At 58.7% G+C, this 13,561-nt stretch carries 10 protein-coding genes; 8 read left to right on the top strand and 2 right to left on the bottom strand.

Features of this window, described 5'->3' with window-relative positions; all coding sequences use genetic code 11:
• Positions 1-104 precede the first annotated feature (104 nt).
• The 8 genes from CKV89_RS04170 (at position 105) to pstB (ending at position 10,142) form a co-directional block, all read left to right on the top strand.
• Positions 105-677, top strand: a complete 573-nt coding sequence (locus tag CKV89_RS04170) for a hypothetical protein (protein ID WP_051277499.1) — start codon at positions 105-107, stop codon at positions 675-677.
• Positions 678-803: 126 nt separating this feature from the next.
• Positions 804-3,266, top strand: coding sequence for a malto-oligosyltrehalose synthase (gene treY, locus CKV89_RS04175; protein ID WP_028327168.1), 2,463 nt, complete (start codon positions 804-806; stop codon positions 3,264-3,266).
• A 13-nt stretch (positions 3,267-3,279) separates the two neighbouring features.
• Positions 3,280-5,259: a malto-oligosyltrehalose trehalohydrolase gene (gene treZ / locus CKV89_RS04180; protein ID WP_231935443.1), complete on the top strand. Its 1,980-nt coding sequence runs from the start codon at positions 3,280-3,282 to the stop codon at positions 5,257-5,259.
• A 1-nt stretch (position 5,260) separates the two neighbouring features.
• Positions 5,261-5,893, top strand: coding sequence for a hypothetical protein (locus CKV89_RS04185; protein ID WP_028327166.1), 633 nt, complete (start codon positions 5,261-5,263; stop codon positions 5,891-5,893).
• 204 nt (positions 5,894-6,097) lie between these two features.
• Positions 6,098-7,237, top strand: a complete 1,140-nt coding sequence (gene pstS, locus CKV89_RS04190; protein ID WP_231935444.1) for a phosphate ABC transporter substrate-binding protein PstS — start codon at positions 6,098-6,100, stop codon at positions 7,235-7,237.
• A 59-nt stretch (positions 7,238-7,296) separates the two neighbouring features.
• On the top strand, positions 7,297-8,235 hold the full coding sequence (gene pstC, locus CKV89_RS04195; protein ID WP_028327164.1) for a phosphate ABC transporter permease subunit PstC: 939 nt from the start codon (positions 7,297-7,299) through the stop codon (positions 8,233-8,235).
• Positions 8,235-9,335 (top strand): phosphate ABC transporter permease PstA, encoded by a 1,101-nt coding sequence (gene pstA / locus CKV89_RS04200; RefSeq protein WP_051277498.1) that lies wholly within the window; start codon positions 8,235-8,237, stop codon positions 9,333-9,335. The genes pstC and pstA overlap by 1 nt, the downstream gene beginning before the upstream one ends.
• A 27-nt stretch (positions 9,336-9,362) precedes the next feature.
• On the top strand, positions 9,363-10,142 hold the full coding sequence (pstB, locus tag CKV89_RS04205) for a phosphate ABC transporter ATP-binding protein PstB (RefSeq protein WP_028327163.1): 780 nt from the start codon (positions 9,363-9,365) through the stop codon (positions 10,140-10,142).
• A 255-nt stretch (positions 10,143-10,397) separates the two neighbouring features.
• Here the strand turns inward: pstB and CKV89_RS04210 are convergent, their stop codons facing one another.
• A complete protein-coding gene (locus CKV89_RS04210) occupies positions 10,398-11,336 on the bottom strand; it encodes an NUDIX hydrolase (RefSeq protein WP_028327162.1) in 939 nt (312 codons plus the stop codon).
• Complete coding sequence (locus CKV89_RS04215) at positions 11,333-13,552, bottom strand: RNA degradosome polyphosphate kinase (protein WP_051277521.1); 2,220 nt, start codon at positions 13,550-13,552, stop codon at positions 11,333-11,335. The genes CKV89_RS04210 and CKV89_RS04215 overlap by 4 nt, the downstream gene beginning before the upstream one ends.
• Positions 13,553-13,561: the final 9 nt, after the last annotated feature.

Consider the following 13,561-nt stretch of genomic DNA (forward strand, 5'->3'; position numbering starts at 1 on the left):
TATAGATTCCGCTGGGTCTGTGAAATGCCCACTACGTGGAATCGAAATCAATCCATACGCTCGCGAGGCTGACTTGGCCGGTCAGGGCGCCTAATGTGGGTCAGGTGAGACAGTTGGACATCAAGTTCGTTGCTGTCGGCCCCCCTGAAGCGGAGCAGCTTCGCCGGGTGTGGCTCGACATGCTCGCCGAAGCACCAGGCGTTTATGCCGAGACCCTGGATGAAGCGCTCGCCCATGGCGACGCAGACTGGGTGGCGCGCGCCCGTGAATTCATGCGCTGGGGCACCGCGGCTTTTGCTGCCGTGGATTCCCATGGCCGCTTTGTTGGTTTTGTGTCCGGATATGTGGACCGTGAAGGTGAAGAACGACTGGGGCAAGTTGCCTTCCTCCACGTTGTTCGTGAGCCGGGCGCACCCGCAGTAGACGTGGCGGCTGCGTTGATCGCGCGCCTGTCTGAATGGATGCGTGACCACTGGGTCTCAAACGTGTTCATGTCAGTCCGGGAAGAAAGCCGATGCGCTGACCTCCTGCGCGGTGCCGGGTTCGTTGAAACTGGGGCACGTCGTGTGGACAGCCTGGATGAAGAATTCGACGAGATCGAGTTCGTCTGCCCGTTGTGGGATCCACTGAGCGTGGAAGCAATGCGATCCACAGTGTTCGCCCTCGGTGTCGCCTAGCAAGTGACTACCCGCCCTTGTGGGTGAGGCGTGACCAAGGATGTCTTCGACACTCTGTGGAGTCGGTACGGTTGTGGCGGTTGCTAGTTCGTCCCCCGTACGGCCCCCTGTGAGGAGATCCTTTCGATGAACGTCACCGGTACTTACCGTCTCCAGCTGAACGCCGATTTCGGGTTCGCGGACGCGGAGGCTGTGGTGCCGTACCTGGCCGCCCTAGGTGTGTCGCACCTGTACCTGTCGCCTGTGCTACAGGCTGCACAAGGGTCGATGCACGGTTACGACGTGGTGGACCACAGCCGTGTCAATGCCGAGCTGGGTGGTCGAGAAGCGCTCGAATCCTTAGCTGCTGCTGCACACGAACGCGGGCTAGGCGTCATCGTGGATGTAGTGCCTAACCACATGGCATTCGTGGCTCCCGAGAGCGCTAACAAGCCGCTGTGGGAAGTGCTGCGCGATGGGCGTGACGCCCCGACAGCAGAATGGTTCGACATTGACTGGCGTGTCGGCGGTGGCCGTCTAGGACTACCGATTCTTGGCGATGACCTTCCCGCTGTACTGGAAGCGCAAGAAATCACGCTCGACCGGGTGGAACTTCCTTGCACAGACGGCCGCGCCGAATGGGTAATCCGTTACTTCGACCACGTACTTCCTGTCGCGTTGGGGACCGAAGGTGAGGCCTGGCCAGGGTGCGCAGACTCAGAAATCGTGGGTGCAGTGCTGGACCGTCAGCACTATCGCCTCGCGAGTTGGCGCGACAAAGACAGCGTCCTGAACTACCGCCGCTTCTTCGAAGTAGACGGTCTCATCGCAGTGCGAGTTGAGATCAAAGAAGTCTTCGACGCCACCCACGCCCTCCTGCTCGAGCTACACAAAGCAGGCGTAATCGATGGATTCCGCATCGACCATCCGGACGGTTTGGCAGACCCAGAGCAGTACCTCAACAACCTGGCTGCAGCCACGAAACGCGGTACCCCCATCTTCGTAGAGAAAATCATCGAAGGCAGCGAAGTTCTCCCCAAAAAATGGAAATGTGCTGGCACCACCGGGTACGACGGACTGCGCGTAGTGCAAGCCGCGCTAGTGGACACAGCCGCTGAGCCAGTCATCACCCAACAGTGGCGCGCCAGTGGCGGTGACGAAGATCTCGCTGGCGCTTCCGAAGCAGCCAAACGTCAAGTGGTGGCCCAATCACTTGGCCCAGAACTAGAACGGTTGACACGTCGTGCACGCGAAGTCCTCCCCGAGCGCGACCCCGAGCGGCTACGCGAGGCAATTGCTGAACTACTTGTCTCCGGTGAGGTGTACCGCGCCTACCTACGCGCGGACGAAAAACTCTCACCCGATGCGCGGCGCCGGTTGACCGAAGCATTCTCCACAGCACGAGCAAACCGGCCCGATCTTGACGATGAGCTGGTGGCTCTTGTCCCACTGGCTGTGCCCGACGATGAATCTACTGCCCCGGCTATCGACTTCAGCGTCCGGTTGCAGCAAACGTGGGGGCCGGTGATGGCTAAAGGCATCGAAGACACCCTGTTCTACCGCAACCATCGCCTGGTAGCTCTGAACGAAGTAGGTGGAGACCCTGACGACCTCGAACACGGCTCTGCCCAAAAACTGCACACCTGGGCCCAACACCAGGTCCAGAACTGGCCCGGCGGCATGACAACCCTTTCTACCCACGACACCAAACGCAGCGAAGACGTACGCGCACGGATCCTGGCTATTGCAGGCGACACCCAAGGGTGGGAAGAACTCTCCCGCTTGTCACGTGAATGTGCCCAGGAAATGGGCGTGGACATGCCAACAGCACACCTGGTGTGGCAAACACTGGTCGGAGTTGGTGACATCGATCATGAACGCATCCAGGGGTACCTACAAAAAGCGGTACGTGAGGCGAAAGTACACACCTCATGGGTTGACGGTGACGAAGAATACGAGCGCCGGATAGTCGAATTCGCAGACAAAGTGCGCTCAGGTGGTGCGCTGCATGACGCTATCGAACGCATCGTTGCAAGAAACACTCAAGCAATCCGTGCCCACGTACTCGGAGCTAAAACACTCCAACTGACGATGCCCGGAGTGCCCGACGTGTACCAAGGCTGCGAAGTGGTGAACCTGTCCCTGGTTGACCCAGACAACCGCCGCCCCGTGGACTACGCTCGCCGTCTTGGGCTCCTTGAAGCACTCAACCGTCTAGGACTAGGAGAAAACCCCTCCCTCGACGAAGAAAAACTGCACATCACCTCCCGGATACTCAAACTCCGTAAAGATGCCCCCGCACTGTTCAACGGCAGCAGCAGCTACACGCCACTGACTACCACCAGTGAATTCGTTGTTGGATTCGAACGATCCACCACAGCAGGACGCATCGCAGCAGCACTGGGTTGGGCCAAATCCCGCAACCTCGTGACAGTTGTTTCCCGCGCACCTCAACGCCTAGAAGCCGCAGGAGGATTTGGTGAAAGCACCGTGACCCTTCCCGAAGGCACATGGCACGACGTGCTAACCGACGACATCACCTACGAAGGCGGCCACGTCCGACTCGCCGACCTCCTACACCGCTTGCCCGTAGCCGTACTCGCCCAGTGAGACCCCACAGAACATGACACACGAACCCACCTCAATCGCTTCCCTGAACCTTCCCATCGACCTGTCTGCGAAACTCCCGGAGAACCCGGAGAACAAGGCCGACATCGGCGAGGACATCTCCGACATACGCATGCGCACATTCGAAGTATGGGCACCCAACGCCTCAGAAAGCGTTGACCTCGTGCTACGAGGCGAGCGCGTACCAATGCAACGCAACACCACCGAAGGCTCCTACGCACACATGTGGTCAGTGCGCGCCCAAGCAGCCGCGGGAGAAATGTACGGATTCGTCATTGATGATGGACAAGCGCGCCTAGATCCCCGAGGACTACGCCTCCCCGATGGACCCCACGGCCTATCCCTGGTCTACGACCACAACTTCACCTGGACAGACACCGACTGGTCCGGAGTCGAACTAGACCGCGCTGTCTTCTACGAAATGCACGTCGGTACATTCACCCCCGGACGCACCTTTGACGCAGCCATCGAACGCCTCGATCACCTAGTCGACCTGGGCGTAGACATCGTCGAAGTCATGCCCATAGCCTCATTCCCCGGCGACTACGGATGGGGATACGACGGCGTGGCCCCCTACGCAGTACACGAACCCTACGGCGGCCCAGACGGATTCAAACGATTCGTCGACGCAGCCCACGCACGCGGCCTGGGAGTGTGCCTCGACGTCGTCTACAACCATCTCGGCCCAGACGGCAACTACCTCGGCGAATTCGGCCCCTACTTCACCGACAAACACCACACCCCATGGGGATGGGCCCTCAACACCGACGGTCCCAACTCCGATGCAGTACGCCGATACATCATCGACAACGCAACCATGTGGCTACGCGACTTCCACGTCGACGCTCTACGCCTCGACGCAGTCCACGAAATCCACGACGAACGAGCCATGCCCCTCCTGGAAGAGCTCTCCACAGCCGTGGACCAGCTCTCCCAAGAACTAGGCCGCCCCCTACTACTCATCGCCGAAAGCGACCGCAACGACCCTGCCACCGTCACCCCCCGAACCCACGGAGGACTCGGGATAGCCGGGCAATGGGCTGACGATGTCCACCACGCCCTCCACGTCGCCCTCACTGGAGAAACACAGGGATACTACGGCGACTTCGCTGGGCCCCACTGGCTACCCCGCGCCATGCGCCGACCCTTCCGCCACGACGGCTGCTGGTCCTCCTTCCGCGGACGCACCCACGGACGCCCTATCGACACCACAACCGTTTCTGGCGAAGCGTTCATCGTCTCCCTCCAAACCCACGACCAGGTTGGCAACCGCGCCACCGGAGATCGGCTCTGCGCCACCATCGGTCACGACCGCCTCCGCCTGGGCGCAGCCCTACTACTGACCAGCCCCTACACACCCATGCTGTTCATGGGCGAAGAATGGGGCGCCTCCACCCCGTGGCAATACTTCACCGACCACGTCGACGAAGAACTCCAAGAAGCAGTCCGCCAAGGACGCCGCCAAGAATTCGCCGCCCACGGATGGGACGAAGCACAAGTCCCCGACCCTGGCGCATACTCCACCCTGGAAAACTCCACCCTGAACTGGGACGAACGCAGCAACGGCGAACACGAATCCCTGCTCCGCTGGTACAAAGCACTACTGGCCCTTAGGAGCAGCCGCCAAGAACTACGCGCCGGAAACCTCGCCGACGTCACCATCACTGGCCCCGACGGCACCCCCATCGGCCGCGGCCACGGACCAGCCACAACCAATGCCCCCACACCCCAAGACGCTGACACCACCACTGCCCTAGAACACGCCCGCCACAGCGGCCCAGGCGCCTTCGTCGTACACCGAGGTAGCCACCGCATCGCCGTCAACCTTGGCGCCCAGACCATTACCCTCCCACTCAAACTCGATAACATCAACGCAGCCACCATCCTGTTGGCTTCGGATCCAACCATCTGCCTCACCGAGGACACCGTCACCCTCAAACCTGACGGCGTAGTGGTGGTCGGCCCGGCAGTCTGACATGAGCCAAGACAACAACCACCGATTCCACAAACCCGCAAAACTATCGAGCGAGGCTTTCGACTCCTTCGCCCAAGACGAGCTCGACCCCGCTATCGTCTCTGCCATCGCGCACGACACGGCCGCTGCCCTCGTGCGCGCTGGCAGAGAAGCGGCCGACCCCGCCACCACAACACGCCTCGTCGGCCTCATCGACGAGATCGGCATCGAAATCGTCGCCGAGCTCTGGGCAGGACAAGCAGCCCGATCACTGCCCGGAGCACTATGGCGCCTCTACGCACTCAAAGAATGGATCCGCCGCGACCCCATCGGCGCATCCACCGAATACAGCGAAGGACTGCGCTTCGCCGACGTAGCTGCAGTAGTAGCAGGAGTGGCCTGCCCACCAGGCCCTGAAGAACTACGCACCATGATCGACAGCATCCTGCGTGGAGTCTTCGACGGCGACCTAGCCATGGCACTACACCGTGCTGGTGCCTTCTGCCGCGTCATCGCTGCCGGCCGCGCCGCCCACCTAACCCACGAAGACCCCAACGACTCCCGCAAACACGCCGACCAAGCTGCAGCCATGCTTAATACCGGCGAAGATCTGGACACCTGCGCCGGTATGTGGCGCCGAGGCGACCTCGTCTAGAACACAACAGAACCACCCAAAAACCAATCCACGAGCTCACGAAATCTAGCTCCCGTTCACCATGTGTTCACCTAGGTACCTCTCTCACGTCACCCATACCCACGTATCTTCAAGACGTATTGCGATGCCGGATGGCGCCCACTGAGATACCCAGGAGGCGACTGCCCAAGGAATACCCCTTGCCTCCATCCGCACCACTCGGCTGTGCATACACCGACCCACAGCCATCAGAGAGGCACCCTCGAAGTGAAATTCGCCCACCTTCGCCGCACCCTCGCCGTGACAACGCTCATTGCCTTAGCTGCCACTGTGGCCGCATGCAGCGTAAACGGGTCGAAAGCGACAAGCGGGAACGGCGCAGGTGTCAGCGGCAGCATCGCTGGTGCCGGAGCCAGCTCCCAACAAGCAGCTGTTGCCGCATGGAAAGTTGGATTCGAAAGCGACAACCCCAACTCCACCATCAACTACGATCCAGTTGGATCCGGTGGTGGGCGAACCCAGTTTCTTAACGGTGGAGTTCAATTCGCTGGCTCAGACGCCTACCTAAAAAAAGAAGAGCTCGCCAAAGTCACCAACGCATGCGCGCGAGGCGAACTCATCGAAGCGCCGGTCTACATCTCACCCATCGCTGTTGCCTACCGGATCTCAGGCATTACTGACCTGCAACTGTCCGCCCCCGTCATTGCTGACATCTTCTCTGGCAACATCACCAAATGGAACGACCCCAAGATCATCGCCGACAACCCCGGCAAAACCATGCCCGACTTAACCATCACCCCTGTGCACCGCTCCGATGAGTCAGGCACCACCCAAAACTTCACCGACTACCTCAACAAAGCCGCCCCCCAACAATGGCCACACAAACCCCACGGCAGCTGGCCCCTCAAAGGCGGCGAAGCAGCCAAAGGAACCGCTGGCGTCGTACAAGCCATCAAAGCTGGTGACGGAACCATCGGCTATGCCGACGAATCACAAGTCGCGGACCTAGGGAAAGCCAAAGTGAAAGTCGGCAGCGAATACGTCACCATCTCGGCCGAAGCCGCAACCAAAATCATCGACAGCTCACCCGTGGCAGCCGGACGTCCCCAGTACTCCCACGCACTCGACATCAAACGAGACACCACCGAGGCCGGGAACTATCCCATCGTGCTCACCTCGTACGCCCTGGCCTGCACCAAATACAAAGACAAACAAACAGCCGAGCTCGTCAAAAGCTGGCTCACCTACATCTTCTCCGAAGACGGACAAAAAGCTGCTCAACAGTCCGCCGGGTCAGCCCCCATCTCTAACAAAACCCGCGAAGCAGCCATGAAAGGTATCAACGCGATTACCACCGCGAATTGAACCCAACGCGTTGCTGCACCACCAGAACAACGTCACATCACGCCAGGAAAGAGAGCACTGTGACCACGCATACAGCGGGACCTGCCAAAGCTGTCACGCGACCCGGCGACAGGATCTTCGCAGGCCTATCTCTGGGCTCCGGTTGGGCGATCCTGGCCATCCTCGCTGGGGTGGCAACATTCTTGATCTGGCAAGCTTTGCCTGCCGTCACTGCCTCTCCTAAAGATGTGCGCGGAGGCCATGGCCTCATCGCCTACATCGCGCCTCTCCTGTTCGGCACCATCGTTTCAGCGACCATTGCCATCCTCATCGCAGTTCCCTTGTCAGTGGGAATTTCTCTCTTTATCTCTCACTATGCCCCGAGACGCCTCGCCGTTTTCCTGGGATATCTCATCGATCTACTCGCAGCTGTCCCTAGCCTTGTGTACGGCCTATGGGGCCTATCAGTTCTGGCCCCAGCTACCGTCCCGCTAGGCATGTGGCTGGGCAAAAATTTCGGCTGGATACCTTTCTTTGCAGGAACTCCCAGCGCTACGGGCCGCACCATGTTCACCGTTGGGGTTGTTTTGGCAGTCATGATCTTGCCGATCATGACCGCCACCATGCGGGAAATCTTTCTCCAAACCCCCCGACTGCATGAGGAGGCAGCGCTAGCTCTGGGGGCTACCCGCTGGGAAATGATCCGGATGGCTGTGTTCCCCTTCGGGCGTTCTGGCATGGTTTCGGCCACGATGCTCGGCCTGGGACGCGCATTGGGCGAAACCATGGCGGTTGCCATGATTCTTTCTCCCAGCGTCGACTACACCGCTCGTATCCTCACTTCTTCGAATCCCGGCACCATCGCAGCTGACATCGCACTTAACTTCCCTGAAGTCAGTGGGTTGGATTCCAACACTCTCGTTGCAGCTGGGCTTGCGCTTTTCGCTCTCACTTTGACTGTCAATACGTTTGCTCGTTGGGTTGTATCTCGTAAGAGCAAGTTCTCAGGAGCCAATTGATGTCCATCACTGCAGATAACGTCGACGCGCGCTCCAGCAGCAGAAATAGCCTCAGTGCAGGTCAGCTCAGGCCACTTGGGCGTTACGGCATTCTCGCTGCCGCCACCATGGTGGGAATACTCGCAGCCGTGTTGCTCGGGTGGTTTGACCAGGGTGGCCTCAATGTCATGGAGATGTTTGGGCTGGTTACTCTCACCGGTCTGTGCTACATCACTGCAATAGCGATCGTCTCTACCTGTATCGAGGGACGCCGGCAAGCTGTCGACCGCATTGCCACAGCGTGTGTCATTACATTCTTCCTGCTGGCGCTTATCCCCTTGGTTTCCCTGCTGTGGACCGTGACTCAGCAAGGTCTGACTCGACTGGATCTAGCCTTTTTCACTGAGTCGATGCGCGGTGTTTTCGGTGGTGGCGGCGGTGCACTCCATGCAGTGGTCGGAACCTTCATCGTTACTGCTATCTCCACGATTATTTCCGTACCTGTGGGGATCCTTGCTGCTATCTATCTTGTCGAATACGGAAATAACAACCGTCTGTCACGTGCATTAACGTTCTTTGTTGATGTCATGACCGGAATCCCCTCGATTGTTGCGGGACTTTTCGCCTACGCTCTTTTCGCCCTCTTGATGGGGCCAGGGGTTCGGGCTGGCATCATTGGTGCAGCTGCCTTGTGTATCCTCATGATCCCTATCGTGGTGCGCAATACTGAGGAGATGCTCAGAATTGTTCCCAATGAGCTTCGTGAAGCCGCATATGCGCTGGGTGTTCCTAAGTGGTTGACTATCGTAAAAGTGGTTCTCCGAACTGCGATTGCAGGTATAGCTACAGGTGTCACTATCGCTATTGCTCGTATTATTGGCGAAACGGCGCCTCTGCTTGTCACTATTGGAATTACGACTTCGGTTAACTGGAATCCATTTTCTGGCCGTATGGCGGTATTGCCAGTCTTCTCTTACTACCAGTATATGAATCCGGGTGTCCCTCCGCAGCATTATATTGATCGAGCGTGGACTGCGGCTCTTCTTCTTATGATTATTGTGATGGCCCTTAATTTAGTTGCTCGTTGGGTCTCTCACGTATTCTCCCCTAAGGCCCGCTGACGCGGACGAGTAAAAGGACTGATCGACGTGTCATATGCCATCGAGGTTTCTAACCTAAATATCTACTACTCAAAGTTCCTCGCTGTTCATGATGTCAATGTCAATATTGATGCTCGTGCAGTGACTGCTCTCATTGGCCCTTCGGGATGCGGTAAGTCGACCTTTTTGCGATCGCTTAACCGCATGCATGAGGCTATTCCGGGGGCTTACTGTGAAGGTCAGGTTCTTGTCGATGGGGAGAATCTCTACGGCAAGGGAGTTGATCCGGTTTCTGTGCGCCGCAAAGTCGGCATGGTTTTCCAGAAGCCTACGCCGTTTCCCACAATGTCTATTTATGACAATGTGCTTGCTGGGTATCGACTGAATAATCGACGCCTATCTAAAGCGGATGCAGATGATTTGGTTGAGGAATCTTTGCGTGGCGCGAACTTGTGGACCGAGGTGAAGGACCGTCTGGGGCGTTCTGGTGCAGGACTTTCAGGTGGTCAACAACAGCGTCTTTGTATTGCGCGAACTATTGCAGTTAAGCCGGATATTGTTCTGATGGATGAGCCTTGTTCTGCTTTGGATCCTATTTCCACTCTTGCTGTTGAAGATTTAATGCATGAGTTGAAGGAAAACTACACGATCGTTATCGTCACGCATAACATGCAGCAAGCTGCGCGTGTGAGTGATAAGACGGGGTTTTTTAACCTAGTTGGTGTTGGGCAGGGTGGTCATTTAGTGGAGTTCGATGACACGCAGAAAGTCTTCAATAATCCAGCGCATAAAGAGACTGAAGATTACGTATCGGGGCGCTTCGGATAAGCCGCTATCTGGATAGGGGCTGAACTCTTGAATCCCTATTCCTGAAGGCTGTTTCGTGATAGGCAGAACCTGTTACCAAGCCGCAGATGGTGCGTGCCGGACCGGGAGCGCCTCACGGCGCGTGGCCGCTCTTGGCGGCTGAAGTTGGGACCCGGGGCTGCCGCGGCCCGGCACATGGACAACGGTACAGAATGCGAGTGCGCATGTCGCCTCGGCTTCTGCCTTGTTGGACGCGAGTAGATGCGTTACCGCAGTTCAGACGCGGTGTCGCCGGACGGCAACAATGTGGCGATCTGATGCATTCACTGCCAGGTGAATCGCGATTGCTTCGCCTTTGTCCATTCCGTTGTGTGCTGCTTCAAGGAGCACATGGGCAGTGTCTTTATCGGGTGCATCGTGGGCCAGGCAGGTCAGGAGAGTCTCAATGAGGGGCCCGTGAGTGCATAGCGCTGCTCCTAGGCCTTTTTTACGTATCCAGTCGGTGAGTTTGTCCACACAGCGGCGGGCTGCTTTGGGGTGGGCAGCGAACCCTTCTTCAGTGAGCCGATCTGTTTGCCGTATCGGAATTGTGAGTTTCTTTGAGGCCCAGTGGAATGTGGTGGCACAGCGTTCGCTGGATGAGCTGACTAGTCGATGCACGTTGTAGGCCTGCAGGAGTGGGGGCAGTGTTTTGGCTTGGGCGAGTCCGTCTTTGCTTAGAGGGCGCCGTTGGTCGTGTTTGCGCCATTGTTTTCGTGGTACGGCTAGCGCGTGGCGTACGAAGATCAGTGGTGCAGTGGCCAGGGTGTTTTCGTGGTGATGGCGTTGGAGCTCTAGGAGAGGGATCTGGTCGCGTTCGTAGGTGAGGGTGGTAAGTGCTTCGGGGATGGATAGCCATGCGACTTCGTCAACTTCGTGGAGGAGTTTGCCTGTGCCTCCGGTGATGGTTGCGCTCCAGTAGTCGACGGTTTTGGGTCTGGTGTTGACGGTGTATTGGGTTGTGGGGAGAGGCACGCCGAGCCGGATGTTGAGTCCGGTTTCTTCGTGGGTTTCGCGGATGGCCGCGATGGGGCTGCGTTCGCCTGGGTCGAGGTGTCCTTTGGGCCAGCTCCAGTCGTTGTGGTGGGGTCGGTGGACCAAGGCGACTTCGATACCGTCTGGGCTTTTGCGCCAGGGGATGGTGCCTGCGGCGCGGATGGTGGTGTTTTTGCTCATCGTGTGCGTGCTCGTTTGCGGCGGGCGCTGTGTTCTTCGATGAGGCGTGCTTGCATGTCGACCAGGGGGGTACCTTCGGGGGAGTTGTAGTGGCGTGTCCAGCGTCCGTCGCCGCCGAGGTGATAGCTGGCTGTTTCGTCGCTCATACCGAGTTCGACGAGTGCTGATGTTTGTTCGATGTGTCGGGGGTCAGATAGGCGTACTAGTGCTTCGACTCGTCGGTCGAGGTTGCGGTGCATCATGTCGGAGCTGCCGATGAAAGCGATGCGTTCGTCGCGGGGGCCGAAGAGGAATACGCGGGAGTGTTCGAGGAATCTACCGATGATGGAGCGGACGCGGATGTTTTCGCTCATGCCTTCGACACCGGGTCTTAGGGAGCAAATGCCGCGTACGAGAACGTCAACGTTGACTCCTGCTTGGCTTGCGCGGTAGAGCTCGTCGATGACGGCTTCGTCGACGATGGAGTTCACTTTGATGCCGACGTAGGCGGGGAGGCCGTTTTCGGCTCGTTCGATTTGGGCGCCGATGTGGTCCAGCAGGCCGGTGCGTACGGTGCGGGGGGCGACGAGGAGTCGTTCGTAGGTGGTTGCTGGGGCCCATCCGGAGAGTTGGTTGAAGAGTTTGGTCATGTCGTCGGCGATGACCGGGTCTTTGGTGAAGAGGCCGTAGTCCTCGTAGAGGCGGGCGGTTTTGGGGTGGTAGTTGCCGGTGCCGATGTGGCAGTACCGGACGAGGCCTGATTGTTCGCGGCGGACTACTTGGGAGAGTTTGCAGTGTGTTTTGAGACCGACGACGCCGTAGACGACGTGGACTCCTGCGTGTTCGAGTTTGCGGGCCCAGTCGATGTTGTTTTGTTCATCGAAGCGGGCTTTGATCTCGACTACTGCTAGGACTTGTTTGCCGTCGTCGGCGGCATCGATGAGGGCGTCGATGATGGGTGAGTCGCCGCTGGTTCGGTAGAGGGTTTGGCGTATGGCTAGGACGTTGGGGTCGGCTGCGGCTTGTTCGATGAAGGCTTGTACTGAGGTGGAGAAGGAGTCGTAGGGGTGTTGGACGAGGACGTCTTTGGCGCGGATGGCCGTGAACATGTTTGCGGCTTTGCTGGATTCAACGCGGGCGAGGTCGGGGTGACTGCGGGGGACGAATCCGGGGTATTTGAGTTCGGTGCGTTCCAGGTCGGCGATGGCGCGTAGGCCGCGTAGGTCTAGGGGGGCGGGAAGGCGTAGGACTTCTTTGGGGTGGATGTGCATTTCGCGGGTGAGTAGCGCCATGACGTGTTCGCTAATGCCGTCTTCGACTTCGAGTCGTACGGGTGGTCCGAAGCGTCGGCGGGTGAGTTCTTTTTCGAGTGCGGTGAGGAGGTTTTCGGCGTCGTCTTCTTCGACTTCGAGGTCTTCGTTGCGGGTGACACGGAAGGTGAAGTGTTCGCGGACGTCCATGCCGGGGAAGAGGCGGTCAAGGTGGACGGCGATGATTTCTTCGATGGGGACGAAGCGGGCGCTGTGGGGGGTGTTGTCTTCGTCGTCGAGGGGGACGAGTCGGGGTAGGAGGGAGGGGATTTTGAGGCGGGCGAAGTGTTCGTTTCCTGTTTCGGTATTGACGAGTACGACGGCCATGTTGAGGGAGAGGCCGGAGATGTAGGGAAAGGGGTGGGAGGGGTCGACGGCCAGGGGGGTTAGGACGGGGAAGACCGTGGCGTCGAACCATTGGGTTAGGTGTGCGCGTTCGTCGTTGGCGAGGTCGGCCCAGTGAGCCATGGTGATGCCTTCGGCGGCCAGGGCGGGTTGGATTTCGTCGATGTAGAGGTGGGCGTGGCGTTGTTGTAGTTCGGAGCTGACGGTGTGGATGCGGTCCAGGAGTTCGCGGGGTTCGAGTCCAGAGGCGGAGCGCACTGCTAGTCCGGTGGCGATGCGGCGTTTGAGTCCGGCGACGCGGACCATGAAGAACTCGTCGAGGTTGCTGGCGAAGATGGATAGGAAGTTGACGCGTTCTAGTAGAGGCACGGTGGTGTCTTCGGCCATTTGCATGACGCGTTCGTTAAAGGCGAGCCAGCTGATTTCGCGGTCGAGGAAGCGGTCGGTGGGGAATTCTTCTTCGGTGGTGTTGTGCTGGGGTAGGGGGATGAATCGGGGTTCGGGGGCGCGTCGGGGGGCCACGGAGGTGGGGACGGTTGTGGTTTCGTTGGTGGGGGCCGGGGAGCTGGTGTCATTGCTCATGGTGTGTGC

The organism is Dermatophilus congolensis, assembly GCF_900187045.1.
Taxonomy (GTDB): Bacteria; Actinomycetota; Actinomycetes; order Actinomycetales; family Dermatophilaceae; genus Dermatophilus; species Dermatophilus congolensis.

Bases quoted from the DNA above. Each gene is read 5' to 3' on its own strand.
- treZ (WP_231935443.1), top strand. From the start codon at position 3,280: ATGACACACGAACCCACCTCAATCGCTTCCCTGAACCTTCCCATCGAC.
- treY (WP_028327168.1), top strand. From the start codon at position 804: ATGAACGTCACCGGTACTTACCGTCTCCAGCTGAACGCCGATTTCGGG.
- CKV89_RS04215 (WP_051277521.1), bottom strand. From the start codon at position 13,552: ATGAGCAATGACACCAGCTCCCCGGCCCCCACCAACGAAACCACAACC.
- CKV89_RS04210 (WP_028327162.1), bottom strand. From the start codon at position 11,336: ATGAGCAAAAACACCACCATCCGCGCCGCAGGCACCATCCCCTGGCGC.
- CKV89_RS04185 (WP_028327166.1), top strand. From the start codon at position 5,261: ATGAGCCAAGACAACAACCACCGATTCCACAAACCCGCAAAACTATCG.
- pstA (WP_051277498.1), top strand. From the start codon at position 8,235: ATGTCCATCACTGCAGATAACGTCGACGCGCGCTCCAGCAGCAGAAAT.